Annotated in this window: 27 protein-coding genes; 14 read left to right on the top strand and 13 right to left on the bottom strand. The window is 68.3% G+C overall.

Annotation, left to right across the window (positions count from 1 at the left end; genetic code table 11):
• Position 1: 1 nt before the first annotated feature.
• The 4 genes from G3M62_RS07505 to G3M62_RS07490 form a co-directional block, all read right to left on the bottom strand.
• On the bottom strand, positions 2-511 hold the full coding sequence (locus G3M62_RS07505) for a hypothetical protein (RefSeq protein WP_165185933.1): 510 nt from the start codon (positions 509-511) through the stop codon (positions 2-4).
• Between the two features lies 1 nt (position 512).
• Positions 513-1,649 (bottom strand): rod shape-determining protein MreC, encoded by a 1,137-nt coding sequence (gene mreC, locus G3M62_RS07500; protein ID WP_165185931.1) that lies wholly within the window; start codon positions 1,647-1,649, stop codon positions 513-515.
• 49 nt (positions 1,650-1,698) lie between these two features.
• Positions 1,699-2,742, bottom strand: coding sequence for a rod shape-determining protein (locus tag G3M62_RS07495; RefSeq protein WP_004623009.1), 1,044 nt, complete (start codon positions 2,740-2,742; stop codon positions 1,699-1,701).
• 374 nt (positions 2,743-3,116) lie between these two features.
• Positions 3,117-4,001 carry an EamA family transporter gene (locus G3M62_RS07490; protein WP_165185930.1) on the bottom strand — a complete coding sequence of 295 codons (885 nt, stop codon included), beginning with the start codon at positions 3,999-4,001 and terminating at the stop codon, positions 3,117-3,119.
• A 125-nt stretch (positions 4,002-4,126) separates the two neighbouring features.
• On the opposite strand from G3M62_RS07490, the gene G3M62_RS07485 reads away from it, so the two are divergent.
• Complete coding sequence (locus G3M62_RS07485) at positions 4,127-4,615, top strand: hypothetical protein (RefSeq protein WP_165185928.1); 489 nt, start codon at positions 4,127-4,129, stop codon at positions 4,613-4,615.
• Here G3M62_RS07485 and G3M62_RS07480 read toward each other — a convergent pair.
• Positions 4,612-6,186 carry a 2-isopropylmalate synthase gene (locus G3M62_RS07480; RefSeq protein ID WP_165185927.1) on the bottom strand — a complete coding sequence of 525 codons (1,575 nt, stop codon included), beginning with the start codon at positions 6,184-6,186 and terminating at the stop codon, positions 4,612-4,614. The genes G3M62_RS07485 and G3M62_RS07480 overlap by 4 nt on opposite strands.
• A 516-nt stretch (positions 6,187-6,702) precedes the next feature.
• Here G3M62_RS07480 and G3M62_RS07475 point away from each other — a divergent pair.
• A complete protein-coding gene (locus G3M62_RS07475) occupies positions 6,703-8,505 on the top strand; it encodes a hypothetical protein (RefSeq protein WP_165185926.1) in 1,803 nt (600 codons plus the stop codon).
• A gap of 6 nt (positions 8,506-8,511) precedes the next feature.
• Here G3M62_RS07475 and G3M62_RS07470 read toward each other — a convergent pair whose 3' ends face one another.
• Positions 8,512-9,255 carry a TVP38/TMEM64 family protein gene (locus G3M62_RS07470; RefSeq protein ID WP_165185924.1) on the bottom strand — a complete coding sequence of 248 codons (744 nt, stop codon included), beginning with the start codon at positions 9,253-9,255 and terminating at the stop codon, positions 8,512-8,514.
• Between the two features lie 234 nt (positions 9,256-9,489).
• Between G3M62_RS07470 and G3M62_RS07465 the strand changes: the two genes are divergently transcribed.
• The 6 genes from G3M62_RS07465 (at position 9,490) to G3M62_RS07440 (ending at position 13,604) form a co-directional block, all read left to right on the top strand.
• On the top strand, positions 9,490-10,155 hold the full coding sequence (locus tag G3M62_RS07465) for an AAA family ATPase (RefSeq protein ID WP_165185923.1): 666 nt from the start codon (positions 9,490-9,492) through the stop codon (positions 10,153-10,155).
• A 177-nt stretch (positions 10,156-10,332) separates the two neighbouring features.
• Positions 10,333-11,004: an AAA family ATPase gene (locus G3M62_RS07460; RefSeq protein ID WP_165185921.1), complete on the top strand. Its 672-nt coding sequence runs from the start codon at positions 10,333-10,335 to the stop codon at positions 11,002-11,004.
• 178 nt (positions 11,005-11,182) lie between these two features.
• Positions 11,183-12,385: a pyridoxal phosphate-dependent aminotransferase gene (locus G3M62_RS07455; RefSeq protein WP_165185919.1), complete on the top strand. Its 1,203-nt coding sequence runs from the start codon at positions 11,183-11,185 to the stop codon at positions 12,383-12,385.
• A 117-nt stretch (positions 12,386-12,502) separates the two neighbouring features.
• Positions 12,503-12,643, top strand: coding sequence for a hypothetical protein (locus tag G3M62_RS07450; protein ID WP_165185917.1), 141 nt, complete (start codon positions 12,503-12,505; stop codon positions 12,641-12,643).
• A 10-nt stretch (positions 12,644-12,653) separates the two neighbouring features.
• Positions 12,654-12,914: a hypothetical protein gene (locus G3M62_RS07445; RefSeq protein ID WP_165185916.1), complete on the top strand. Its 261-nt coding sequence runs from the start codon at positions 12,654-12,656 to the stop codon at positions 12,912-12,914.
• A gap of 96 nt (positions 12,915-13,010) precedes the next feature.
• Positions 13,011-13,604 carry a CAP domain-containing protein gene (locus G3M62_RS07440; RefSeq protein WP_165185914.1) on the top strand — a complete coding sequence of 198 codons (594 nt, stop codon included), beginning with the start codon at positions 13,011-13,013 and terminating at the stop codon, positions 13,602-13,604.
• A 61-nt stretch (positions 13,605-13,665) separates the two neighbouring features.
• Here G3M62_RS07440 and G3M62_RS07435 read toward each other — a convergent pair whose 3' ends face one another.
• Complete coding sequence (locus tag G3M62_RS07435; RefSeq protein WP_165185913.1) at positions 13,666-15,780, bottom strand: TonB-dependent siderophore receptor; 2,115 nt, start codon at positions 15,778-15,780, stop codon at positions 13,666-13,668.
• Between the two features lie 271 nt (positions 15,781-16,051).
• On the opposite strand from G3M62_RS07435, the gene G3M62_RS07430 reads away from it, so the two are divergent.
• Positions 16,052-16,642, top strand: a complete 591-nt coding sequence (locus G3M62_RS07430; RefSeq protein ID WP_165185911.1) for a hypothetical protein — start codon at positions 16,052-16,054, stop codon at positions 16,640-16,642.
• A gap of 10 nt (positions 16,643-16,652) precedes the next feature.
• A complete protein-coding gene (locus G3M62_RS07425) occupies positions 16,653-18,143 on the top strand; it encodes a PepSY-associated TM helix domain-containing protein (protein ID WP_165185909.1) in 1,491 nt (496 codons plus the stop codon).
• On the opposite strand, the gene G3M62_RS07420 is transcribed toward G3M62_RS07425, so the two are convergent.
• Both G3M62_RS07420 and G3M62_RS07415 read right to left on the bottom strand, forming a co-directional pair.
• Positions 18,140-18,781 (bottom strand): glutathione S-transferase family protein, encoded by a 642-nt coding sequence (locus G3M62_RS07420; protein WP_165185908.1) that lies wholly within the window; start codon positions 18,779-18,781, stop codon positions 18,140-18,142. The genes G3M62_RS07425 and G3M62_RS07420 overlap by 4 nt on opposite strands.
• 91 nt (positions 18,782-18,872) lie before the next feature.
• A complete protein-coding gene (locus G3M62_RS07415) occupies positions 18,873-19,109 on the bottom strand; it encodes a DUF2171 domain-containing protein (RefSeq protein ID WP_165185906.1) in 237 nt (78 codons plus the stop codon).
• Positions 19,110-19,290: 181 nt separating this feature from the next.
• On the opposite strand from G3M62_RS07415, the gene G3M62_RS07410 reads away from it, so the two are divergent.
• Both G3M62_RS07410 and G3M62_RS07405 read left to right on the top strand, forming a co-directional pair.
• Positions 19,291-20,289: a DUF6807 family protein gene (locus G3M62_RS07410; RefSeq protein WP_165185905.1), complete on the top strand. Its 999-nt coding sequence runs from the start codon at positions 19,291-19,293 to the stop codon at positions 20,287-20,289.
• A gap of 3 nt (positions 20,290-20,292) precedes the next feature.
• Entirely contained in the window at positions 20,293-20,469 is a 177-nt protein-coding gene (locus G3M62_RS07405) for a DUF4169 family protein (protein WP_165185903.1), read from the top strand.
• A gap of 72 nt (positions 20,470-20,541) precedes the next feature.
• On the opposite strand, the gene G3M62_RS07400 is transcribed toward G3M62_RS07405, so the two are convergent.
• Entirely contained in the window at positions 20,542-20,715 is a 174-nt protein-coding gene (locus tag G3M62_RS07400) for a hypothetical protein (RefSeq protein ID WP_165185902.1), read from the bottom strand.
• Between the two features lie 92 nt (positions 20,716-20,807).
• Between G3M62_RS07400 and G3M62_RS07395 the strand changes: the two genes are divergently transcribed.
• A complete protein-coding gene (locus tag G3M62_RS07395) occupies positions 20,808-21,725 on the top strand; it encodes a LysR substrate-binding domain-containing protein (RefSeq protein ID WP_165185900.1) in 918 nt (305 codons plus the stop codon).
• On the opposite strand, the gene modA is transcribed toward G3M62_RS07395, so the two are convergent.
• Both modA and G3M62_RS07385 read right to left on the bottom strand, forming a co-directional pair.
• The gene (modA, locus tag G3M62_RS07390) at positions 21,710-22,471 is read right to left on the bottom strand and encodes a molybdate ABC transporter substrate-binding protein (RefSeq protein WP_165185898.1); all 762 of its coding nucleotides are present in this window, start codon (positions 22,469-22,471) and stop codon (positions 21,710-21,712) included. The genes G3M62_RS07395 and modA overlap by 16 nt on opposite strands.
• Positions 22,472-22,586: 115 nt before the next feature.
• The gene (locus tag G3M62_RS07385; RefSeq protein ID WP_246263511.1) at positions 22,587-23,321 is read right to left on the bottom strand and encodes a ubiquinone biosynthesis protein COQ4; all 735 of its coding nucleotides are present in this window, start codon (positions 23,319-23,321) and stop codon (positions 22,587-22,589) included.
• A gap of 160 nt (positions 23,322-23,481) precedes the next feature.
• On the opposite strand from G3M62_RS07385, the gene G3M62_RS07380 reads away from it, so the two are divergent.
• Positions 23,482-23,709: a ribbon-helix-helix domain-containing protein gene (locus tag G3M62_RS07380; protein WP_165185895.1), complete on the top strand. Its 228-nt coding sequence runs from the start codon at positions 23,482-23,484 to the stop codon at positions 23,707-23,709.
• On the opposite strand, the gene G3M62_RS07375 is transcribed toward G3M62_RS07380, so the two are convergent.
• Positions 23,706-23,942 (bottom strand): hypothetical protein, encoded by a 237-nt coding sequence (locus G3M62_RS07375; protein WP_165185893.1) that lies wholly within the window; start codon positions 23,940-23,942, stop codon positions 23,706-23,708. The genes G3M62_RS07380 and G3M62_RS07375 overlap by 4 nt on opposite strands.
• Positions 23,943-23,946 lie beyond the last annotated feature (4 nt).

The raw sequence follows: 23,946 nt of genomic DNA, 5'->3' as shown, positions 1-23,946 counted from the left end.
GTCACCGGAACCGAACGTCCGCGTCCTCGAACCGGTCGATCAGCCGGTGGGCGAACGGGAACAACAGGGCCGTGACCAGGAACTGCCAGAACACGGCCAACAGGCTGGGCATGGCCAGGCTGTCGAGCATGCTGAACAGGAAGCCGCCGGCCATGGCCACGGCGGTGACGCCGGCGAACCAGGCCCACATCATCGGCCGGCTCTGGCCGGTCATCATGTTGCGGCCGGTCAGGGCGGTGGCGTAGGCGACCAGCAGCGACAGGCCCCACAGGCCGGTCGGTCCGCCCCAGAAGATGTCCAGGAACAGGCCCAGCAGCAACAGGGCGAAGGGCGCCAGGATCGACGGCCGGATCAGGGCCCAGGCGAAGGCCGGGACCATGGCGAACACCGGCTCGGGCAGTTGCAGGCCCCAGATCCGGATCGGCGCGGCGAAGACGATGGTCGCCAGCACGCAGAGCAAGGCGGGCACACCCAGCCAGCGGCCGGGATGCAGAGGCCGCGCGCCGCCCACCCTATTGTCCCCCGCCAGGCGGTTGAGCCGTCGTCGGCGCAGGCGTCGCGGGCTTGGGCGCGGCAGGTCGGGGCGCGGCGGGCTTCGGAGCCGGTGTCGTCGTCGCCGGCTTGGCGGCCGGCGGCGTGGTGGCGGAAGGCTTCGGCGGAGGCGCCCCGGTCGCGGGCGGGGTTGTCGCGCCCGTCTGAGCCGGCGGCTTGGGCGCGGTCGCGACCGGCCCCAGGATCGACACGTCGGGATCCTCGGTGGTCACCGGCGGCAGGCTGCGGGTCAGCAGCGCCTTCTGGTCGGCCAGTTGCGAGAAGTCCTTGAACAGCAGGATGCGGACATAGTCGATGGCCGCGTCATCGGCGAACAGCACCACGCGCCAGCGGCCGTCCAGGCCCATGACCGCCGCGCCCACCGGCAGGCCGCGCGGCACCACGCCGCCGTCGCCCGAGGTGACGACCCGGTCGCCTTCCTTGATCGGATCGACGCCGCGCAGATATTCCAGCTTGGGATTGGGGCCGCCATCGCCGGTCAGGATGGCGCGGGCGTTGGTGCGGTCGATCATCACCGGCGTACGCGAGGCGATGTCGGTCAGCAGCAGCACGCGGCTGGCGCCGTTGGCGACGCCGACCACGCGCCCGACCAGACCACGCTCGTTCATCACCGGATTGCCGACCACCACGCCCTTTTCCGAACCGGCGTCGGCCAGGCGGGTGTTGGCGAACGGGCCGCGGGTGTCGCTGACCACGCGAGCGGCCACCATCGGGATCGGCGGATCGGTGCGCAGGCCCAGCAGCGCGCGGTAGCTCTCGTTCTTGTCGACCTCGGCCAGGTACTGGTCGCGATAGCCGCGCATCTCCTTCAGCTCGGCCTTCAGCCGGCGGTTCTCCGACGCGGTGAAGAAGTAGCTGGAGAGGAAGTCGACGCCCAGGCCGGTCCAGCGCCCCGGAGCGGCGATCACGCCGCTGACCGGCTTGGACACCGTGTCGACCGTCTGGCGGGTGACGCCGTAGGCCTGTTGCTGAAGGGTCTCGCGCCGATCGGCCAGCAGGAACGCCACCGCGATCACGGCCGCGACGATCAACGCCACGGCCGCAGTCCAGGTAAGCGGCACTTTCAGGTCACCGAGCGGACCTTCGCGAAAGGGCACGTACTAGTTCTCCCGACGCCCCCCGCGGCGTCCTAGCGGATTGTGGCGCCTAGGCGAGAGTCGATTCAAGCACGCCCTTCATCCACTTGGGATGCTCGAGCACCTTGCCGCAGCCCAGGGCCACGCACGACAGCGGATCGTCGGCCACGGTGACCGGCAGGCCGGTGTGGTCGCGGATCTCGGCGTCCAGGCCGCGCAGCAGCGCGCCGCCGCCGGTCAGCATGATGCCCTTGTCGGCGATGTCGCTGGCCAGTTCCGGAGGCGTGGCTTCCAGAGCCACCTTCACGGCTTCGACGATCTGCCCGACCGGTTCGGCCAGGGCGTCGGCGGCTTGCTTTTCCGAGATGCGGACTTCGCGCGGCACGCCCTGCATCAGGTCGCGGCCCTTGACGTCGATCGACAGCCCCTCGCCGTCGGCCGGCGCGCGGGCGGTGCCGATTTCCTTCTTGATGCGCTCGGCGGTCGTCTCGCCGATCAGCAGGTTATGGTGGCGACGCATGTAGCTGATGATCGCCTCGTCCATCTTGTCGCCGCCGACGCGAACCGAACGCGAATAGACGATGCCCGACAGCGACAGCACGGCCACCTCGGTGGTGCCGCCGCCGATGTCGACGACCATCGAGCCGGTCGGTTCGTGGATGGGCAGGCCGGCGCCGATCGCGGCGGCCATCGGCTCGTCGATCAGGCCGACGCGACGGGCCGAGGCGTTCAGGCAGCTGTCGTTGATGGCGCGGCGCTCGACGGCGGTGGCGCCCGACGGCACGCAGACGATGACCTTGGGATTCACGAAGCCCTTGCGGTTGTGAACCTTGCGGATGAAGTACTTGATCATCTCCTCGGCGACTTCGAAGTCGGCGATGACCCCGTCGCGCATCGGACGGATGGCTTCCATGTGGCCCGGCGTACGACCCAGCATCTGCTTGGCCTCGATCCCCACCGCGTGGACGATCTTGCGGCCGCCCACGTTACGTAGCGCCACGACAGACGGCTCGTTCAAGACGATGCCCTTGCCCTTCATGTAGATGAGCGTGTTGGCGGTGCCCAGGTCGATGGCGATGTCGTTGGAGATGACGCCGAAGAGGGAAGAAAACATTGAAAGCCCTGACTGAGGGGATAAGGGGCGGAGGCGGCTGAGTCGTTAAAAATGAAGTCGGTGACGGGTATGCGAAACGGAGCCATTTGCGCCGCCGAAGCGGCGAAGGCGAAGGGAAAAGATGGCTCCTACTTCAATTCCTAACGAGGACAACATGATTCCCGCAAAATGCGGGTTCTTGTCCCATTGACGAGCGCCTGCCGCACGACGGGAGCGCTGGCCCCTGCCGCGCCGTCGCCTGACTGCCACAAAGCTGCCGACGAAGCCCGTTTGCCCTGCGAAAGCGTTGATTTCAAGGTCTATTGCGACCCGTGGATCACCTGATTTCGTAGAACGGCGGCGCCGGGGGTTTCATCCCAGAAACATGGCGTTTTCTAGCCGAGCGCGGCCATGGCCACCCCGGCCGCCGCGACCAGGCCGAAGATCATCTGCACCACGGTCAGACGTTCCGCGAACAGACGGCGTCCGGCCAGGGCGGCGATGGGCGCCTCGACCACCCCGACCGCCCTCACCTGCCCCGCGGGCGCCAACGCCAGGGCGATGAACCAGCCGGCCGAGGCCGCCGCGCCCCAGAACCCAGCTCCCAGCGACGGCCGCCAGGCCTTGGCAACCGCCGCCAAGACCGCGCGATCGGTGATCGCCAGGAACAGGGTCAGGGCCAGGGTCTGCACCGCCTGCACGACCAGCAGACTGACCACCGCCGCGAAGATCGGATGGTTCGGTTCCAAGGCGCGCCCTGCCTGCCGGAAGGCGTTCAGCGACACTCCGAAGGCCAGGCCGGACAGCAGGCCGAACAACCCGCCGCTGATCGGTTGACCGCCCGAGGCCCCAGTGCGCGGCCAGGTGACGACCAGCAGGGCGACGCTGGTCAGGGCCACTCCGGTCCAGCCCATGACGCTCAGGCGCTCGCCATAGACCAGCCAGCCCAACAGCGCCGCCAGGGGGATCGAACTCTGCTGCACGGCGGTGGCCACGGCGAACCCCGCGCGCTTCATGGCGACCAGCAAGGCGGCGGTGGCGGCGATCTGCGTCGCCCCGCCGATCAGGACCGGAGCCCAGAACGCCAGGCCCGCGTGCGGATGCTCGCCGCGTGTCAGGGCGAAGGCGATCGCGACGAACACCGCCGTGAACGGCAGGCCGAACAGGAACCGCACCAGGGTCGCACCCCAGGGGCCGGTTCCGCCCATAATCGAGCGCTGGGCGGCGTTGCGGGCCACCTGGGCGAACGAGGCGGCGATGGTGATGGGAATCCAGATCATCGGGGTTCCTTATGCCGCCCTTATGCGGACGGCGTGTTTCCGAATGGAGGTCTTAGGCCGCCTGGGCGCACACCCTGGTCGTCGGCCCGTCCGGTGACGGGCGCGACGAGCAAGAGGTTTCGACCATGTCGTCCCATCCGTCCAAGTGGACTCCCATTGGGCAGGCCGCGCGGTTCCTGCTCGGCGTTCCGACCGACGGGATCAACCAGACCCTGGGGCGTATGCTCGCCCTGGCCCAGGCCACGCCGCTGTGTTTCGTGGCGGTGACCGGACCCGAGGCGGGCGAGGCGATGAGCGTGCTGTGGCGACGCGGCTATGACCGGGTGGAGGCGGCGCGGCGCGCCACGTGCCGGGCGGCCGACGAGCAGAGCGACGTGCTGCTGATCGTGGGCTGCTCGACCGTGGCCGACGCGCGCGCCGCCGCGGCCTCGACGATGACCATGCTGCGTCCCGGCGGGGCGCTAGTCATCGACGCCGGCGCGTTCCTGGATCAGGAACTGCGCCGGGCGCTGTGCGAGGATCTGCGGGCGCTGGGCCTGGAGGTCGATCCCCAGGCCTGCCTGTCGGCCGAACTGCTGGCCACGCGGCCGTTCAGCAAGCGCGAAGCGGCTTAGAAGCCGCTGGCGATCGCCGCTTCCGGCCGGCTCTTTTCCTTGCGCGCCATGAGGTTGTTCAGGGCGTTCACATAGGCCTTGGCCGAGGCGGTCAGGGTGTCGGTGTCGGCGGCCTGGCCCGTGGCGATGCGGCCGTCCTCTTCGAGGCGGACCGAGACCTGGGCCTGGGCGTCGGTGCCTTCAGTCACCGCGTGCACCTGGAACAGGCGCAGGGCGGCGTTGTGCGGCACGATCGCCAGGATGGCGTTGAACACGGCGTCCACCGGACCGTCGCCCGAGGCTTCCGAGGTCTTCACTTCGCCGTCGACTTCCAGGGTCAGCTCGGCCGACTGGCCGTCGGTGCCGGCCACGACGCGCAGGCGCTGGACGCGGATACGTTCCGAACCGCGCGCCAGGGCGTCGTCGACCAGGGCGATGATGTCGTCGTCGTAGACGTGCTTCTTGCGGTCGGCCAGGTCCTTGAAGCGGCCGAAGGCCTCCTTCAGGGCGTTCTGGCCCAGCTCGTAGCCCAGGTCCTTCAACTTGGCGCGGAAGGCGTGGCTGCCCGAGTGCTTGCCCATGACCAGGCTGGACGGCGCCTGGCCAACCGATTCCGGGGTCATGATCTCGTAGGTCTCGCGGTTCTTCAGCATCCCGTCCTGGTGGATGCCGCTTTCATGCGCGAAGGCGTTCTTGCCGACGATGGCCTTGTTGTACTGCACCGGGAAACCGGTGATGGCCGAGACGTAGCGGCTGGCGCGGGTGATGTGGGTGGTGTCGATGCCGGTCTGGAAGGGCAGCTTGTCGCCGCGCACCTTCAGGGCCATCACGATCTCTTCCAGCGCCGCGTTGCCGGCCCGCTCGCCCAGGCCGTTGATCGCGCACTCGATCTGGCGCGCCCCGCCCTGCACGCCGGCCAGGCTGTTGGCCACGGCCAGGCCCAGGTCGTTGTGGCAGTGGGTCGAGAAGATCACCTTGTCGGCGCCCTCGACGTTCTGGGTCATCCAGCTGAACAGGTCGGCGTACTCGGACGGATAGGTGTAGCCCACCGTGTCGGGCAGGTTGATCGTCGTCGCGCCGGCCTTGATGGCGGTCTCGATGGCGCGCCGCAGGAACTGGCGGTCGCTGCGGGTGGCGTCCTCGGCCGACCACTCGACGTCGTCGCGCAGGTTGCGGGCGTGGGTCACCGAGCGGGCGATCACGTCGATGACGGCGTCCGGCTCCATCTGCAGCTTGTGCTTCATGTGCAGGTCGCTGGTGGCGATGACCACGTGGATGCGGCCACGGGCGGCGGGCTTCAGGGCCTCGGCGCAACGGTCGATGTCCACCATGTGGGCGCGGCACAGGCCGGCGATAGTGCTGTTCTTGACGATCTTGGAGATTTCGCGAACGGCCTCGAAGTCGCCGTTCGAGGCGATCGGGAAGCCGGCCTCGATGACGTCGACCCCCATCTCCTCGAGGATCTTGGCCAGTTCCAGCTTTTCGTCGTGCGACATCGAGGCGCCGGGCGACTGCTCGCCGTCGCGCATGGTGGTGTCGAAAATGACGACGTTGTCGCGCTTGTCGAAAGCGGCGGGCGATACGGAGGTCATGGAGCTACTCGTCGTATGGTGTCTGCGTGGGGCCAGTTCTGACCTTAGGGGCGGCGGGTCTAGTCATCCCCTGCGCGCCCGGCCACGACGATGCGCGGCCCCTAGAGCGCCCAGGGGTTGGTAAGCCGAAGCGAAAGCAGTTGGCGCGCGACGTTCATGCATTGCTTTCTACACAGCAGCCCAAAAAGCGGCAAGCATTTTGCGTTAATCGATCAATTGGCCGCAGGCGCGGCAATTAAATTCCAATAACGCGCCGTACATGGGCGCATCACGATCGGAAAATCGTTCGACAAGGCGTCAAACCACCCCGCGAGCCGCGTCATGGCGTTGGCCTCGCCCTTCAACTTGACCGCGCCGGGGCATGTTCCCGGCGCTGGACACGCCGCCGCCCAGGCACGCGACCCGCGCCGGAACATTTCCTCGAAAATGTTATCTATAGTTGTGTAACTCACACAACTTGCGTTAAGCGTGTTCGAATCCGACCAGTGGCGTTCCCCCCAACACCGAGGTCCCCGAATGAAGCCCCTCGTCCGAATCCTGATCGTCACCGACCGCTACGACGGCGGTTTCCTGCATTGGACCAGCCACCAGCAGGAGCGGGAATTCCACCTCGGCGAATTCGTCGATGTGCTGCTGAACACAACCTGGCTGGGCTTCAAGATCGAGATCACCAAGGCCCACCGTGACGCCCCGAGCCCAGGCGGCGAGGCCGCCATGAAGGTCACCACAGGCGCCGATGTGGTCGGCTTTCGCTTCGACCAGGGCTTCACGGTCAACGGCGTCGCCCGGGTGCTGGCCGACTACGACATGGTGCTGCTGTTCGCCATCGAGCGGGGCACGGAGGACATCGATCCCGCGTTCGCGCCCCAGACCGAAGCCATCGCCCAGTACATGGAAAAGGGCGGCGGCTTCTTCGCCACCGGCGACCACGAGGACCTCGGCTCCGAGGTCGGACGGATCATTCCGCGCGTACGCAGCATGCGGCGCTGGTGGAGCCCCTACAATCCGAAGGGTCACCCTCCCGCGCCGGAGGGTCAGGGCGTCGACCGCTACGACACCGTCCGCCCGGGCCCCGACCACGTGGTGCAGTTCGAGGATCAGTCCGACGAAATCGCCCAGGAAATCGATCCGGCCTGGTACAGCGGCGGGCTCAAGCTCTCCGGCGGCTACCTGGCCAAGTCCAGATATCCCCATCCGCTGCTCTGCTCGCCGGCCGGGGTCATCAAATACCTGCCTGACCACATGCACGAGGGCCACTGCGAGGTTCCCGACAACTACGAGACCCTGACCTACACGCTGGCCGGCGCGACGGTGGCCGAGTTTCCGACCGATGGCGATCCCAACCTCGCGCCGGAGGTCATCGCCACCGGCGACGTGATCGGCGGCCACACCACGCCGGCCATCGCCACCTTGGACAATTTCACCGACACCGACGTCGTCAACGCCCGCACCTTCGGGGTGATCGCCGCCTGGGACGGCCATCGGGTCAAGCGCGGCCGCGTCGTGGTGGATTCCACCTGGCACCACTTCTTCAACATCAACCTGACCGGCGACATGGCGCTGAAGGGCCTTGGCGGCTTTCCCCAGAACGACCAGCGCCTGTTTGGCTTCTACATCCCGGACGGCAACGGCGGCCGCAAGGCGTCGCCGCACTACGAGGCCATCAAGGCCTACTACCGCAACATCATCTACTGGCTGATCCCAGCCAAGCGCCACAATGTGCTCTGGTGGAACGCGCTGCTCGACATCGCCGCCTTGCCCCGCCTGAAGGAAGAGCTGCCGCACTTCGGCGGCGGCGTCGATCCCGGCAAGATCGGCGATACGCTGGAAAAGGGCGGCGTCGGGTTCGACTTCGAGCGGTGCTACTACTGGGGCGGCCTAGCCGATCAGTACCTGGCGCTGGCCCGTGGAGCCTGCGGCCTGCTGACCATCCGCGAGTTTCTCTACAAGCCGAAGATCCCGTGGTGGGAGTGGATACAGGAGACCTACGATCCCTGGAACCGCGCGCCAATCGACCAAAGGCCCGAATTCGAGCGGTTCGCGGCCTTGGGCGCGCTCGGCCTGGCGCCGCGGCCCGAAGTCCTGCTGCAGGCCGGCCTGGGGGCCGCCCTGCTGATGGCCGGGGCGGCTGGCGACGGACGCGTCCCTGGCCTGGCCGCCAAGACCGTCGACGCCCTGGACGCGGCCTGGAGCAGAAGCCTGGGCCGGTTGACGGAACAGTACGAAACGCGACTGGAGGAGGGCCTGCGCCTGGGGGCAGGCTTCAAGGACGCCCTGCGCCGCCGCACGATCGTCAAGCCGCCCGTCACCAAGCGGTGACGCCGATCAGGCCGGGTCGCCCCCAGGCCCGGCCTGATCAGACTCGGCCTGGCTCTCTTTGGCCTTCAGCCAGTCGCGGGCGATCCAGCCGGCGACCAGCCAGATAACGGCCGCGACCACCAGCATGACGATGTGCTGCTTGCCGCCGCCCTTCAGGGCCTGGACGATCGAATTGCCGGCGAAGGCGGTCAGGGCGATCTTCGGAATGATGCCGATGGCGGTGCCGGCGGCGAAGTCGAACACCTTCATCGGCGTGACGCCGGCGGCCATGTTGACGACGATGAACGGCGCGGAGGGCACCAGGCGGACGATCAGGCTGGCCAGGAAGCCGTTCTTGCCGATCAGCCTCATGAACTTGGCCACGCCGTCGCCGGCCAGGTCCTTCAGCAACCGGCCGCCGAACGCCCGGCCGAGCCAGAACCCAACCAGGGACGAGACCAGGGTGCCGATCCAGCTGTAGGCGAAGCCGGTCCAGGGGCCGAAGGCCACCACGGCGGCGGCGATCAGCACGAACTGCGGCACGCCGATGAAGGCCAGGGCCGCGAAGGCGCCGACCGCGACCGGCAAGGCCCAGGGGCCGTGGGCCGCGCCCAGCCACTGCTCGACCGTGACCTCGCCGTTCAGGCCCAGCAGTTGGGCGCCGAACAGAAAGACCACGCCCACGCCGCCGAACAGCACGAACGACACCGCCACCGTGCGCCAGGCCCGGGCGTCCATGTTGGTGAAGAAGTCGATCAGGCGGCGAAGCATCCGCCTGCCTCGCCCATGCCTCAGGCCCGGTCAAGCACGGTAGAGGCGCAAAACGCCGACCGGCCGCTCATTTTGTTGTCACGCTTCCCGCCACGCGGTCCTGGGCCATGGTTAAGTTTCCCTCAACACGACATTTCCGTTGCGAAGCTGTCGTAAGGGGCGGCTAAGTTATCCACAGGCTCCCGGCCTTGCTGAAAAGGCGCTTTTTGGGAGCTGCGTTGGGGAGCGTTGGACGTGAAGACCCTGGCTGTGATCTCCCGCAAGGGCGGGGCCGGCAAGACGACGCTCGCGGTCAACCTGACCCTGAGCGCCCATCTGGCGGGATGGAAGACCTTGCTGGCCGACATCGATCCGCAACGCTCGGCGTCCGACGCCCTGCGGGCGCGCACCCAGCCGGGCCCCAGCATAGCCGAGATCAACGCCGGCAAGCTGTTCCAGACCCGCTCCCAGGCCATCCATGACGCCTATGACGTGATGCTGATCGACACGCCGGCCGCGCCGGACGCCGACGTGGCCGTGGCGGTCAACTCGGCCGACCTGTGCGTGTTGGTCTGCCGCCCGACCTTTCTCGACATCGCCTCGGTGGCGCGCTCGGCCGAAATGGTGCGCCGGCTGGGCAAGGCGGGACTGATCGTGCTGAACCAGGCCCCGTCCAAGCGCGGCGGCGAAGAACCTTTGAGCGTGCAGAAAGCCATCGAGGCGCTGCGCTTCTGCGGCCTTCCGATCGCCCCGGTCGGGCTGCGTTCGCGGACCATCTACCAGCAGTCGATCGCCCGAGGCCTGTCGGTGGTCGAATGGGATCCCGCCGCCCCCGCCGCTCAGGAAATCGACCGCCTGTGGAGCCATGTCGCCGCCCTGCTCGCCCTGGACGCACACGGACGAGACGCTCGCGCCGTCTGAACGGCCCGTCGGGCGACCTTTCGCTGTCGCCTCAACGGCTTCCGGCGAAATTGGCGGCGGCGTCAAATAATCCCCAGGTTGAAGTTCTGTTCATACCTTGGCCATAACAGTTACGCACCTTGGGGAACCTTGCGGCCGCGAGAACCGGTCGTTCGGTCTGGGCAAAGAGTGCAAGTCGTGAAGACAATTACTGTACTTTCCCGGAAGGGCGGATCGGGCAAGACGACCTTGGCCGTGAACCTGGCGCTGATGGCGTTCCTGGCGGGCCATAAGGTTCTGCTGGCCGACATCGACCCGCAGAGGTCCGCGTCGGACGCCTTGCGAGCCCGTAGCGAACCCGGACCCGCGCTGGCCGAGATCACCGCCGGCAAGCTGTTCCTGACCAAGTCCAACGCGATGCGGGAAGGCTTCGATTACCTGTTCGTCGACACCCCCGCCATTCCGGAGGCCGATGTCGCCCAGGCGGTGAACATCGCCGACTTCTGCCTGGTGGCGGGGCGGCCTTCGTTCCTGGACCTGGCCCCGATCGTGCGCACGGCCGAGGCGGTGCGCCGCCTGGGCAAGGGCGGCATGGTCGTACTGAACCAGGCCCACACCAACCGGCCCGAAGTCGCGCCGGTGGCCTTTCCCGAGATCATGGAAGCCCTCAGGTTCTGCGGCCTGCCGCTGGCCCCGCACGGCCTGCGCTCGCGCGAAACCTTCCAGAAGGCCATGGCCCAGGGGCGTTGCGTTTCCGAACTCGAACCGGACAGCCCCGCCGCGCGCGACCTGGAGCGACTGTGGGCTCACGTCGAAGCCGGCGTCGGCGGTCCCGGCGAAACCGCGATGAAGACCGCTCTCACCGCCTGACCCGGACTTTCGGCGCGACGAGACGCCGACCCGTTCGTCGCTCCGGCGGCCGAGCCCCGCAACGCCCCTGCATATTCGGTCCTTGTTGCGTTGCACCCCAGCAAGCACGGGCGTAAAGACCCCCGCAATCCTGAAACCGGACTTTCGAGTCCACGTCCTCCCAGGGGAGTCCTGAACCATGTCGCTCGAGTCCGCCGCCCTGCGGCGCATCGCCCCGTCCGCCACCATCGCGATCAGCGCCAAGGCGCGCGCCCTGAAAGCGGCCGGCCGGGACGTGATCGCCCTTTCCGCCGGCGAACCGGACTTCGACACGCCCGACAATATCAAGGACGCCGCCATCGCCGCCATCAAGGCGGGCAAGACCAAGTACACCGACCCCGACGGCATGCCCGAGCTGAAGGCGGCGATCTGCGCCAAGTTCAAGCGCGAGAACGGCCTGGACTACAAGCCGAGCCAAGTGCACGTCGCCCCGGGCGGCAAGCCGGTGATCTACAACGCCTTGGTCGCCACCCTGAACCCGGGCGACGAAGTGATCATCCCCGCCCCGTACTGGGTGTCGTATCCCGACATGACCCTGTTGGCCGGCGGCACGCCCGTGTCGGTCGAGACCACCGCCGAGAGCGGCTTCAAGATCACCCCGGCCGCCCTGGAAGCGGCGATCACGCCCAAGTCCAAGTGGCTGATCATCAACAGCCCGTCCAACCCCTCGGGCGGCGCCTATACCCGCGCCGAGCTGCAGGCCATCGCCGACGTGCTGCTGCGCCATCCGCAGGTCTGGGTGCTGACCGACGACATGTACGAGCACCTGGTGTTCGACGACTTCGAGTTCACCACCATCGCCCAGGTCGAGCCCAAGCTCTACGACCGCACCCTGACGATGAACGGCGTGTCGAAGGGCTATTCGATGACCGGCTGGCGGATCGGCTACGCGGCCGGTCCCGAGCCGCTGATCAAGGCCATGGGCAAGATGATCAGCCAGACCACGTCCAACCCCTGCTCGATCTCGCAGTGGGCGGCGCTGGAGGCCCTGAACGGTCCGCAGGACTTCATCAAGCCGAACGCCAGGCTGTTCCAGGAGCGCCGCGACCTGGTCGTGTCGATGCTGAACCAGGCGACCGGCCTGCACTGCCCCACCCCGGAAGGCGCGTTCTACGTCTATCCGTCGTGCGCCGGCCTGATCGGCAAAACCGCGCCGTCGGGCAAGGTCATCGCGACCGACGAGGACTTCGCGGGCGAACTGCTGGAAGCCGAGGGCGTGGCCGTGGTGCACGGCGCGGCGTTCGGCCTGTCGCCATTCTTCCGCATCAGCTACGCCACCGCCAACGACGTGCTGGAAGACGCCTGCCAGCGCATCCAGCGCTTCTGCGCCAGCGTGAAGTAGCCATTCTTCTCGGCTGCGGCCGTCATTCTCGCCCTTTTGGCGATTATGACGGCTGTAAGTCGGCCGCGAACCGCGCTAGGGCTGCTTTTCGCCGCGTCCCGCGGCCAGGAGATCGTCATGGCGCGCACCCCGAACTACAACTTCGAACGCCAAGAACGCGAGCGCCTGAAGGCCCAGAAGGCCGCTCAGAAGGCCGCCGACAAAGCCGCCGCCAAGGCCGCGGAAGCCGCTTCCAAGCCCCCTACCGACGATCAGTGAAAGACGGCGCATGCCCAGCTCGACGAGCTTCAACCACGAAACCGTGTCTCTGGACGGCGAGCATTTCTCCGACTGCGAGTTCCGCGACTGCCGCCTGACCTTCGCCGGTGGCGAGGCTCCGGTGTTCAAGAACTGCAAGATCGTCGACTGCGAGTGGAAGTTCGAAGGTCCCGCCGAGCAGACCCTGGCCCACCTGAAAGCCGTGTGGAACGCCGGCGGCAAGGCCCCGGTCCAGGCGCTGATCAAGGAAATCACCGGCGGCGGTCGCTAGCCGGCGCGGCTCCGGCCGCGACATTCCGCGCGACTGCGCGCTCGTCCGGAGCGTGCTAGGTCAGACCCGGGGCGTCTGATTCACGGGAGCGCGCGCATGCGCCTTTCCGGCCTTATGGCCTTGGCTCCGGCGATCGCCGGCCTGCTGTTCCTCGCGCCCGCCGCCCAGGCCGCGTCCGCCCGGCTCCCCGTCCGTCTCGACGACGCCGTCCTGGACGAACTGAACTTCGCCCGCGCTCGTCCCGCCGAATACGCCCGCGAGCTGCGCCGCGAACTGGACCGAAGCGACGATCCCGCCGCCGTCGAGGACGCCATCGACTTTCTCGAGCGTCAGGCCGCCTTGCCGCCGCTGGAACCGGACCGCCGCGTGGCCGCCGCCGCCCGTCAGCACACCCAGGTCCAAGGCGCCCAAGGCAGCGTCGGTCATGGCGCGGCCGGCGCGCTGGGCCAGAGACTGCGCGGCCAGGGCGTCTGGGCGGGCCTGTCGGCCGAGAACATCTCGTACGGCTATGACGATCCGCGCGACGTCGTCCGCCAGCTGATCATCGACAGCGGCGTGCCCGGCCGAGGCCACCGCCGCAACATCTTCGCCACGGGCTACCAGCTGGCCGGCGTGGCCTGTGGTGCGCACCGCGCCTATGGCTACATGTGCGTGATCGACTTCGCCGGCGCCCTGCCCCCACGCGAGTGACCAACGAAAAGGGCGGCCCGTCGCCGGACCGCCCTCTCGCCCCTACCCGATCGGTCCTGGATCAGAACCGGCGGGTAATGCTGGCGGTCACCACGCGACGGGTGCCGTAGAAGCAGTTGGCCGCGGCCGAGCAGCGCGCGACATATTCCTTGTCGAACAGGTTCGAGGCGGTGACCGCCAGGCGCCAGTCGTTGAGGTCGTAGTGGGCGCTGGCGTCCCACAGGGTGACGGCCTTCATCTCGTAGAGCACCGGTTCGAACGCCCCCAGCAGGTTGCCCACCGTCTCGCTGGTGTAGCGCCCGCCGAAGCTGGCGCCGAAGCCGGCCAGCGGACCGTCCTGGAAGGTATAGTCGACCAGACCCGACAGCTTGTGCTTGGGCGTGGCCGGCAAGCGGCCGCCCAGGTCGGGACCGTTGCTCTTGGTCACCTCGGAGTCGGTGTAGGTGTAGGAGGCGTTGAAGCTGACGCGGTCGTTGATACGGCCCACGAGCTCGGCCTCGACGCCCTTGACCTCGACTTCGCCGGTCTGGATCGAGAAGCCGACGTGCGCGGAGTCCGGGGTCGAGACGTTCTGCTGGGTCAGCTGGTAGGCGGCCAGGGTCGCGAACAGCTTGACGCCGGGCGGCAGGCCGCGCGCGTCGTACTTCACGCCCGCCTCGTACTGCTCACCGGTGGTCGGGGCGAACAACGCGCCGCTGAAGGTCGAACCCGCCACCGGCTGGAACGACTTCGCGTAGCCGACATAGGGCACGACGCCGTTGTCAAACACGTAGCTCAGGCCGGCGCGATACGAGAACTCCTTGTCGTCCGCGTCGGCGTTGGCGGCGGTGCGGTCGTCGGTCTCGACCCAGTCGTGGCGTACGGCCAGGGTGGCGATCCACTTGTCCAGCTTGATCTGGTCCTGGACGTAGAGGCCGGTCTGCTTCTGCACCTGGTTGGAGAAGACGCTGAGCGGCGGGGCGTTGATGTGCAGGCCCTGCACGGGGTGGAACAGGTCGGTGTCGGGCACGCCGAACACGAAGGCGCTGCTGCCGACATAGTCGTAGCGGCGGAAGTCCAGGCCCGCGACCAGGTCGTGATGCAGGACGCCGGTGTCGCCCTTGTACTTCAGGCGGGTGTCGACGGCGAACACGTCGACATCTTCGGCGAACGAGAAGCTGTAGCGGCTGACGGTGTGATTGTCGGCCGCCACCGAGCTGGCGAACAGGCCGCGGTCGTCGCTCTCCAGGTGCGTGACCTTCAGGTTCTGCTGCAGCGTGAAGCCGCCGCCCAGGTCGTGCTCGGCGTCATAGCCGATGGCGCCGTGATCGCGCTGGAAGCGGTTGTAGGTCTTCTCGCCCAGGTTGGTGTGCGACGAGGTGTGGCCCAGCGGGTTGGCCGTATAGGTGCCCGACGGCGGCAGGAAGCCACGGCTGTCGCCCTTCACGTCGTCCGACTGGAAGTAGGACAGCAGGGTGATGCGCGTGGCGTCGGTCGGTTGGAAGGTCACGGCCGGGGCGATGTAGGTGCGCTCGGCGTCGACGCCGTCGATCTGGCTGCCCTTGTCGCGATACAGGCCGGTGAAGCGGGCCGAGGCCTTGTCGCCCAGCGGGCCGGTGATGTCGAAATTGACCTGCTTGTGGTCGAGATTGCCGCCCTGGATCTCGACCTCGCCACCGAAGTCGTCGCTCGGACGGCGGCTGGTGACGTTGACGATGCCGCCGGGCGGGGTCGCGCCGTACAGCACCGACGACGGGCCTTTCAGGATCTCGACCGACTCCGCGCCGTACAGGTCCAGGCCGACGTTGGAGATCGAACCGACCGCCGCCTGCAGGCCGTCGATATATTGCACGGGATTGAAGCCGCGCACGGTCAGCCAGTCGACGCGTTGGTCGGGGCCGTAATTCTCGCCGGTGACGCCGGCGGTGTAGCGCACCACCTGGCCCAAGGTGCTCCAGTCCAGCAGGTCGATCTGGTCGCGCGAGATCACCGTCACCGACTGCGGCACCTCGACCAGCGGCGTCTGGCTCTTGCTGGCCGTGGTCTCGCCGGTCGGCACGTACTTGGGCGCGGTGACGACCAGCTGTTCGACGGCGCTGCTGTCCTCGGCGAAGGCCGGCGCGGCGGCCATCAGGGCGCCGGCGCCCGCGGAAGCCAGGGCGAGGAGGCGCAGGCGGGTCAGGGAGGTCTTGGTCACGATAGGCGATCCTTGGGCAGGAGGAAGCAGCCGCCGCGCCGGGCCTTGAAGGGCGCGGCCGGCGAACGGGCACTAGTTGAGAATAGTTCGCGGGAGCTATACCGGGTGACGCGCGCGGAGCAACGGCAAGCGATCATGACGTGACCGTGACAGACACGATTATGCGAATGACTTGCAACTATGTCACACGCGTCCTAATCAGCCCCTCCGCCATCGCTTGCCCGCCGAGGTCGAACGTGAAGCCCGCCGCGCCCCTTTCCGGTCCGACCGCATGACCTCGACCACCCCGATTCTGCTGGCGGTCGTGGCGGTCCTCGCGGTCGCCATCGGCGTCTGGCTGCTGTGGCTGGCCTGGAAGCGTAATCCCAAGCCGCGTGGCGGACTGATCCTCGGCGGCTGGGCCCTGCTGGTTACCGCCGCCGTCCTGCTGGCGCCCTGGGCTGGCGGTGATCGCGGCGTGGCGATCTCGACCCTGCTGGTGGCCGTCGCCGCCACCGTCTTCATCGTGCTCAGCGGTCGGTGGACCCTGCCGCATGGCAAGAAAGCCAAGCCGATCCGGGCCACGGCAGGCGGCGCCGATCCCGCTCCCGGCCCCGCCTCGACCTGGCCGCGCACCCTGGCCGCCGTGCTGCTGGCCCTGCCCGCCTCGACCGCCGCCTCTGTCGCCGTCGGCGTCGCCCTGGCCGTCTGGACCCCGGGTTCGCCGGCCGACAAGCTGGTGACCGCCGCCTTCGGCGCGCCGCTGGTTCTGGCCGGCGCCATGATCTGGACCTGCGCCGACCGCAGGCTGCTGCGCACCACCGCCGGTCTGGTCGCCCTGACCGCCGTCAGCGCCCTCGCCGTCGTCCTGCGACCCCACTAGAAAGATCGCCATGGACGCCGCCACGCCTCCCGAAACCAGGATCGAGCCCGCCAACCGCCCCTCGATCTGGCCCAAGGTCTCGCCGGCCTTCGTGCGCACGGTGCTGTCGGGCCATTCTGGCCTGGGCCTGGTCGCCGCCGCCCTGATCTACATCGTCTGCCTGTCGGGCACGGTCGCGGTGTTCCTCAATGAGCTGAAGATGTGGGAGGAGCCGGCCGCGCCGACGATGACCACCGCCAGCCCCCAGGCCGTCCAGGCTTTCGCCGAGGCGATCACCAAGGCCCATCCCAAGGCCGGCTTCGTCTATATGGGCCTGCCCACCCCCGACATGCCGCGCCTCTACGCCATGGTCGGCGAGCAGGTGTTCGTCGCCGACGCCCAAGGCCGGATCGCCGGCGAGGCCAGCGCCCCCTGGGCCGGCTTCCTGGAGCACCTGCACATCTATCTGCACCTGCCCGAGACCATCGGTCTGATCGTCGTGGGCCTGGTCGGCGCGGCCCTGACCGGCCTGATCGTCTCGGGTTTTCTGGCTCACCCGAAGATCTTCCGCGACGCCTTCGCCTTCCGCTGGGCCGGCGCCAAGCGGCTGTCGCAGGCCGACCTGCACAACCGTCTCAGCGTCTGGGGCGCGCCGTTCCACCTCGTGGTGGCCTGGACCGGGGCCTATATCGGCCTGGCCAGCGTGCTGTTGTTCGCGGTGGCCGGCGTGACCACCAAGGGCGACATCGCCAAGGTCACCGCCCCGATCTACGGCGTGGTCCCCAAGGCCGATCCGACGCCCGCCCCCTTCCCCGACCTGGTCAAGGCCCTGGCCTGGTTCGACGGCAAGCCGCAATTCGAGCCGACCCTGATCTCCCTGACCGGCCTGGGCACCAAAGGCCAGCTAGTCGAGGTCAACGCCCTGATGCCCAAGCGGCTGATCTATGCCGAACGCTTCACCTTCGACGCCCAGGGCCGGATGACCGGCAAGCTGGGCCTGTCGGACGATGGCCTGGGCAAGCAGGTCTTCGCCTCGTCGTATCCCCTGCATTTCGGCTCGTTCGGCGGCCTGCCGGTCAAGATCGCCTACGGCCTACTGGGCGTCGCCCTGTGCGTGGTGACCAGCAGCGGCGTGACCATCTGGCTGACCCGCCGCCGCGATCGCGGGCGTCCCGCCGTCCGCCTAGAGAAGGCCTGGGCGGCCGTCGTCTGGGGCTCGACCACAACCCTGGCCCTGTCGGCCGCCCTGTGGCTGGCGTTCAAGACTCCGCCGGTCTGGGTGTTCTGGGCGCCGCTGGCGGTGCTGGTCGCCGCCGCCGTGGCGACGAGGGACGCCCGCTTCTGGATCGTCAACCTGCGGATAGCCACCAGCGCGACGCTGGCGGCGACCGTCGCGATCCACGCCCTGAAATTCGGCGCGCCGGCGTTGGGCGGCGTGGCCCTGGGCGTGAATCTGACCCTGCTCGTCCTGGCGGCGGTGATCGCGCCGTGGCGCAAGCCTTTGACGCGAGAGACGGCCTAGCCGTCGATCCAATCCGTCAGCCCCTCGCGGGCGTGCACCTCGCGCAGCGACGGCATGGCCCGCATGCGCGCCAGATAGCGGGCGATGTTCGGCCAGGCGGTCGCGGGCTTGGGCATGTTGCGCGACCAGCGCATCAGCATGGCGGCCATGAAGTCGACGGTCGAGAGCCGCTCGCCCAGCATATAGGGGCCAGCCTGAGCCGCCAGGTGAGCGTCGACACGATCCCAGATCCCCTCGATCCGCGCCCGCGCCACGGCTGTCGCGGCCTCGGTCCCCGCCTCGCCGGCTGGTTCGTGCGGATAGAACCAGGCGCGGAAGGCCGGCATCACCGTGTTGGCCAGATAGACCATCCACTGCAGCCACGCGGCCCGCTCGGGCGCGCCGACCATGGGAGCCAAGCCCTTGTCGGGGTGACGTTCGGCCAGCAGCATCAGGATCGCCGCCACCTCGCAGACCGGCGCGCCGTCGACGATCAGGGTCGGCACCACGCCGCTGGGATTGAGCTTGAGGTATTCCGGGCGCTTCTGGGCGCCGGTCTCGGTGTCGGTCAGGACCAGCTCGAAGGGGACGTCGATCTCGATCAGCAGCCAGTGGACCGCCAGGCTGGCCGTGCTGGGGCTGTAGTAGAGCTGGTACATGCGAAAGATCCCTCACCCGTTCGAGGGCGAGGGATCGATCAGCGCCGTGGGGCTGTCAATCGTCGAGCGACGAACGCCCCGCGAATGCCGCCTAGTGCTTCTCGCGCCAGCGGGCCTTGGCGTCGTCCTTGGTCAGGTTCAGGTGGACGCTGTCGTCGTCGACATGGTCGACCCAGGTGATCGGGATCAGGTGGTGCTTGAGGCCGCCGCCCAGATCCAGCTTGGCCAGTTCGATCTCGCCGCCGACCACGTGGTCCACCCGGCCGACATGGCCGCCGTCCGAACCGACCACTTCCAGATGTTCGCGGATTTGCGAGGCGTCGATCATGATGTTGCTCCTGTTGAATGGACGTTCGGCAGGGCAAACGGACGAGGTCGCGGCGCAGTTTCGACAAAGGCTTGCGGCGCAGGAATGTTCGCTTTATGTTCTAGTCAAGGTTGCGACTTTGCGGATGTCGCCTTCCTTGGCTATCACTCGAGGCGCCGCTCGGCCTCCTGGAGAAACACCGATGATCCGACCGCTCGTCGCCGCCCTGCTCGTGCTGACCGGCGCGACGGCCTGGACCGGATCGGCGTGGGCCCAAGCCACCGAGGCCACGCCCGCGGCGGCTGTTCCGGCGACTTCCGAAGCGACGCCCGCGCCGGCGCCCGTCACGCCCCAGGCCGCTACACCTCTGCCCAGGGTCGACGCGGTGTTCGCCGACGACGGGGTCACCATCACCGACGGCGGCAAGAGCGTGCTGTTCTATCGCACCGCGCCCACTGATCCGCGCGAGCCTGGCCGGCTGAACTATGTCCACCCGATCTGGGCGCCCGACGGAACGGTGCTGACCGAGGACCGCCCCGCCGACCACCTGCACCAGCGCGGGGCCTTCTGGAGCTGGCACCAGGTGCTGGTCGACGGCAAGAACGTCGCCGACGGCTGGTTCATGAAGGGCCTGACCTTCCATGTCCGCGAAAAGCGCTTCAAGGGCGACACGGCCGGCGGCGGGACCCTGGTGGTCAACGCCGACTGGATCGTCAATTCGACGCCCGAGGTGAACTATGTTGCCCGCGAGACCACCAAGGTCCGGGTCTATCCGCTGAAGGACGGCGCGCGACGCATCGACTTCGACACCGTGATCACCGCCCGCAGCGACACCCTGGCCCTGGGCGGTAGCGACGACGAGAAGGGCTATGGCGGCTTTTCGGTGCGGCTGATCAAGCCCGACCGCTTGAATTTCGGTTCGGGCGGCAAGACCGTGACCCCGGCGGTCGGACCGGTCGAGGCCGGCAAGGCCATGGGCTTCGCCTGGACGCCCGGCGGCGGCTCGCCCACCTGGACGGTGGGCCTGGCCTGCAAGGCCAACGGCGCGCCGATCACCCGCTGGATCCTGCGCAAGGAATTGTCGATGCAGAACTGCGTCTTCCCCGGTCGGGCGCCGTTCATCCTGAAGAAGGGCGAGACCCTGCGCCTGCAGTCGACGCTGATCCTGCGGCCCGCGACGCCGCCAAAAAAGAAGCGCTAGGCCATGGCCGAGATCCTCAACCTGAACCAGGCCCGCAAGGCCAAGGCCAAGACCGACGCCAAGACCAAGGCCGTCGAGAACCGCGCCAAGTTCGGCCGCACCAAGGCAGACAAGACCCTGGACGCCGCGCGAGCCGACAAGCTGAAGCGCGATCTGGACGGGGCGAAACGCGAGGAGTGAGGGGTTTATGCTAGCGCCCTCTCTCTTAGAGAGAGGGTTTCGAAGCTGCTAGGCCGCCCACCCCAACACCGTCTAACGCGGCGCCAGATAGCGGCGCGGCTTGGCCCGCGCCTCGCGGATGGCTTCGGCGGCCTGTTCACGCGCCCGACGGGCCACCGCGGCCTTGCGCGCGGCGACCCATTCCTGGATCAGCAGAACCCAGCCGAACGCGCTTTCCTTATGGGTCTTGAGCGCCTCGTCCATCATGATCGCCCTTCCTGGCTTTTCATGACGGGAAAATCGGCTTTCAAGCGCCGCATGACAAACGGGACCTCCTTGGGTATGCATAAGCCTTACTTATGCCAGACATCCTCGCCACCCTGCCGCTCAGCGCCATCCGGATCTTCGAGGCGGCCGCGCGCCTGAAGAGCTTCACCCGGGCCGCCGACGAGCTGGGCGTCAGCCAGGCCGCCGTCAGTTGGCAGGTGAAGGCCCTGGAGCAGCGCCTGGACCAGCCGCTGTTCGTCCGCCTGCCGCGCGAGGTGACCCTGACCCCGGCCGGCGAACGGCTGTCGCGCGCCGCCAGCGAGGCGATGAGCGTCCTGCGCACGGCGGTGTCGGACCTGGTCGACACCGAGGAAGGCGTGCTGTCGATCACCACGGTCCAGAGCGTCGGCGGTCACTGGCTGGCCCCACGCCTGGGCGGCTTCCAGATCGCCCACCCTCGCATCGCCGTGCGGCTGGACGCCTCCAGCCGGGTCGTCGACCTGCACCGCGAGCCGTTCGACCTGGCCCTGCGCGCCGGGTCCGGCGATTGGCCAGGGATGGAGGCGCACTTTCTGATCCCCTCGGCCCAGACCGTGCTGTGCACGCCGGATCTGCTGGCCCGGCTGGGCGGCCTGGCGACGCCGGCTGATCTCCTGCACGCGCCACGCATCGGCGCGCCGGAGTTCTGGGCGGCGTGGTTCGAGGCGGCGGGCGTCGATGCTCGCGGTGACCACCCGCCCCCGCGCCTGTCGGCCGACGCCCAGGCGCTGGAGGTGGCCACGGCTCTGGCCGGCCAGGGCGTGGCCCTGGGCTCGCCGATCTTCTTTGCTCAGGAGATCGCCCAGGGTCGGCTGATCGCCCCGTTCGACATCACCGCCAACTATGGCGGCGGCTATTGGCTGGCCTACCCGGCCGAACGCCGCCGGGTGCGCAAGATCGCCGCCTTCCGCGACTGGATCCTGGACCAGGCGGCGTCCGACCCGCTGGTCGGGCGCTACCGCACCTCGTAGCCGTAGCGCTTGATGATGGCGATCGCCGGCGGAGACTTGAGGAACTTCAGGAACGCCAGGGCCGCCTCGTTCTTCTCGCCCGTCTTCAGCAACACGGCCTGCTGCTCGATCGGCGTGTGGTTACTGGCCGGCACCAGCCAGCGCGAGCCGCTTGGTTCGTTGATCACTTGCGACAGCGCGACGAAGCCCAGCTCGGCGTTGCCGGTGGCCACGTACTGATAGGCCTGGGTGATCGACGAACCCTTGACGATCTTCGGCGTCAGGGCGTCGTAGAGCTTCAGCTTCTGCAGCGTCTCGACCGCCGCCAGGCCGTAAGGCGCGGCGGTCGGATCGGCGATCGACAGCTTGGCGAACTTGTCGGACTTCAACACCGCGCCCTTGGCGTCGACCAGGCCGGGGGTCTTGGAATAGAGCACCAAACGGCCGATGGCGTAGGTGAAGCGCGAACCGGCGACGGCCAAGCCTTCCTGCTCGGCTTTCTGGGGCCGCTCGGCGTCGGCCGACAGGAACACCTCGTACGGCGCTCCATGGGCCATCTGGGTGTAGAACTGACCCGAGGATCCGAAGCTGAGCGTCGCGGTGTGGCCGGTCTTGGCCTTGAACGCGGCGGCGATCTCCTTGGCCGGCTCGGTGAAGTTGGCGGCGACGGCGACCTGGGTGTCAGCCGCCAGGGCGGGCGCGGCGCCGAGGGCCAGCGCGGCCCCGAACACGGCCAGACCGACCAGCTTGAAGCGACGGGTGATCATAAGGAATCTCTCGGAGACCGACGCTCAGCGCGTTATGTAGTTGAACTACCGAACGCCAGAGAAGGTCAAGCCTCGCCGCCGCGACCAAGAGGGTGGCGCCTCGAAATCCTGGCGTTCACGCCGCTTGGGCGAAACGGTCCCGGTAGTGCGACGGGATGGCCTGATAGGCGCTGTTGGGCGCGATTTTCAGGGCGCGGCGGGCCTCGTCCAGCGGCAGGGCGAACAAGGCCGGATAGTCGACCGCCGGCAGCCAGGCCGCCGAGCGTCCGTTGCGCCAGGCCTCCATCGCCGCCTTGCCATAGGGCTGGCCCAGCCGGGTCTTCTGGAGCTGACGCGCGCCGGCCATGGCGATGACGGCGAAGCCCAGGCTGCGGGTCTGGGCGTAGGAGAAGGCCACCACGCAGACCTCACCCAGGGCGTCGGTGCCGTAGCCGGTGAGCACGTGCCAGACATCGTGCACGTCGCGCATCCGGCGCGCGTACCAGGCCAGCGGATGGGCGGCGTCGACGTCGGCCTCGGGGATCTTGCGGCTCTCCTCGGCGAGGCCTTCGGCGGACAGGCCACGCGGGGCGATGAAGTCGCGATAGGCCGCGCCGACGGTGCCGGGCCCAAACTGGGCCAGCCAGGCCGGGTCCGACAGATGCTCGGCGAACTCGTCGCGCTCATAGGCGATGCGACCGCCCTCGGGCGTGCTCAGCAGGCGACGATAGCCCTTCGGGATCGCGTCACCCGACAGGGCGCGCATGATCTCGAACACCTGGGCGGTGTCCTCCTTGTCGGCGATCAGGCGCCGGACGGCCCGAAACGCCCGCAAAGGCTGCAGGTTGAACGACTGACGTCCGCGCTTCATCGGTTGCCGGGCCTTTGGCTCACCGAGCACTTGCGTGGCTGCGATCATAAGGCATGCTCCTGCTGAACCCACTAAAGATGACATGGCGTCAACTTTATTCAAGAGGGTTCGGTGACCCCCGATCTGCGACGCGATCAAAGAGCAACAGGGGATGGGCAAGATGGGCAGTTTGAAGAAGCGTTCGATCAACCTGGCCGGCCACGCGACCTCCCTGGCCCTTGAGCCGGAGTTCTGGGCCGTGCTGCAGGCGGCGGCTGGCGCCGACAGGATCAGCATCGCCGCCCTGATCCAGCGCATCGACGCCGGGCGCGGTGAACGCCCGCTGGCCTCGGCCTGCCGCGTGTTCGCCCTGATGCATGCTCAGGCCGGCGAGGCCGGAACGGTCTAGCCCTGCGCCACGCCCGGTCCGGGCTTGGGCAGCGGGATCGGCGTCGGATTGGGCGTTCGCCGAGGCAGGGCCGGCGCTTCCGGCAGCCGCATCGACAGATTCGTCGTCCGCACGGTCAGCAGGCCAGAGCGCCAGCCGCCGACCACCAGGGCGGCGATCAGCAGCAGCACGCCCAGCAACGCCAGTCCGGCCACACCCACATGCTGCGGCCGGATATCGTCATGACGCGCCATCGCG

Origin of the sequence: Caulobacter soli (genome assembly GCF_011045195.1) — a bacterium.
Lineage (GTDB): Bacteria > Pseudomonadota > Alphaproteobacteria > Caulobacterales > Caulobacteraceae > Caulobacter > Caulobacter soli.
This window is presented reverse-complemented; position numbering and strand designations above follow the sequence as displayed.

Excerpts from the sequence above, each read along its gene's own strand:
- G3M62_RS07405 (WP_165185903.1), top strand. The coding sequence starts at position 20,293 with ATGGCCGAGATCCTCAACCTGAACCAGGCCCGCAAGGCCAAGGCCAAG.
- G3M62_RS07400 (WP_165185902.1), bottom strand. The coding sequence starts at position 20,715 with ATGATGGACGAGGCGCTCAAGACCCATAAGGAAAGCGCGTTCGGCTGG.
- G3M62_RS07395 (WP_165185900.1), top strand. The coding sequence starts at position 20,808 with ATGCCAGACATCCTCGCCACCCTGCCGCTCAGCGCCATCCGGATCTTC.
- G3M62_RS07470 (WP_165185924.1), bottom strand. The coding sequence starts at position 9,255 with ATGCTTCGCCGCCTGATCGACTTCTTCACCAACATGGACGCCCGGGCC.
- G3M62_RS07380 (WP_165185895.1), top strand. The coding sequence starts at position 23,482 with ATGGGCAGTTTGAAGAAGCGTTCGATCAACCTGGCCGGCCACGCGACC.
- G3M62_RS07430 (WP_165185911.1), top strand. The coding sequence starts at position 16,052 with ATGACCTCGACCACCCCGATTCTGCTGGCGGTCGTGGCGGTCCTCGCG.
- G3M62_RS07425 (WP_165185909.1), top strand. The coding sequence starts at position 16,653 with ATGGACGCCGCCACGCCTCCCGAAACCAGGATCGAGCCCGCCAACCGC.
- G3M62_RS07445 (WP_165185916.1), top strand. The coding sequence starts at position 12,654 with ATGCCCAGCTCGACGAGCTTCAACCACGAAACCGTGTCTCTGGACGGC.
- G3M62_RS07495 (WP_004623009.1), bottom strand. The coding sequence starts at position 2,742 with ATGTTTTCTTCCCTCTTCGGCGTCATCTCCAACGACATCGCCATCGAC.
- G3M62_RS07485 (WP_165185928.1), top strand. The coding sequence starts at position 4,127 with ATGTCGTCCCATCCGTCCAAGTGGACTCCCATTGGGCAGGCCGCGCGG.
- G3M62_RS07410 (WP_165185905.1), top strand. The coding sequence starts at position 19,291 with ATGATCCGACCGCTCGTCGCCGCCCTGCTCGTGCTGACCGGCGCGACG.
- G3M62_RS07450 (WP_165185917.1), top strand. The coding sequence starts at position 12,503 with ATGGCGCGCACCCCGAACTACAACTTCGAACGCCAAGAACGCGAGCGC.
- G3M62_RS07480 (WP_165185927.1), bottom strand. The coding sequence starts at position 6,186 with ATGACCTCCGTATCGCCCGCCGCTTTCGACAAGCGCGACAACGTCGTC.
- G3M62_RS07420 (WP_165185908.1), bottom strand. The coding sequence starts at position 18,781 with ATGTACCAGCTCTACTACAGCCCCAGCACGGCCAGCCTGGCGGTCCAC.
- G3M62_RS07440 (WP_165185914.1), top strand. The coding sequence starts at position 13,011 with ATGCGCCTTTCCGGCCTTATGGCCTTGGCTCCGGCGATCGCCGGCCTG.
- G3M62_RS07415 (WP_165185906.1), bottom strand. The coding sequence starts at position 19,109 with ATGATCGACGCCTCGCAAATCCGCGAACATCTGGAAGTGGTCGGTTCG.
- G3M62_RS07475 (WP_165185926.1), top strand. The coding sequence starts at position 6,703 with ATGAAGCCCCTCGTCCGAATCCTGATCGTCACCGACCGCTACGACGGC.
- G3M62_RS07455 (WP_165185919.1), top strand. The coding sequence starts at position 11,183 with ATGTCGCTCGAGTCCGCCGCCCTGCGGCGCATCGCCCCGTCCGCCACC.
- modA (WP_165185898.1), bottom strand. The coding sequence starts at position 22,471 with ATGATCACCCGTCGCTTCAAGCTGGTCGGTCTGGCCGTGTTCGGGGCC.
- G3M62_RS07375 (WP_165185893.1), bottom strand. The coding sequence starts at position 23,942 with ATGGCGCGTCATGACGATATCCGGCCGCAGCATGTGGGTGTGGCCGGA.
- G3M62_RS07385 (WP_246263511.1), bottom strand. The coding sequence starts at position 23,321 with ATGAAGCGCGGACGTCAGTCGTTCAACCTGCAGCCTTTGCGGGCGTTT.
- G3M62_RS07490 (WP_165185930.1), bottom strand. The coding sequence starts at position 4,001 with ATGATCTGGATTCCCATCACCATCGCCGCCTCGTTCGCCCAGGTGGCC.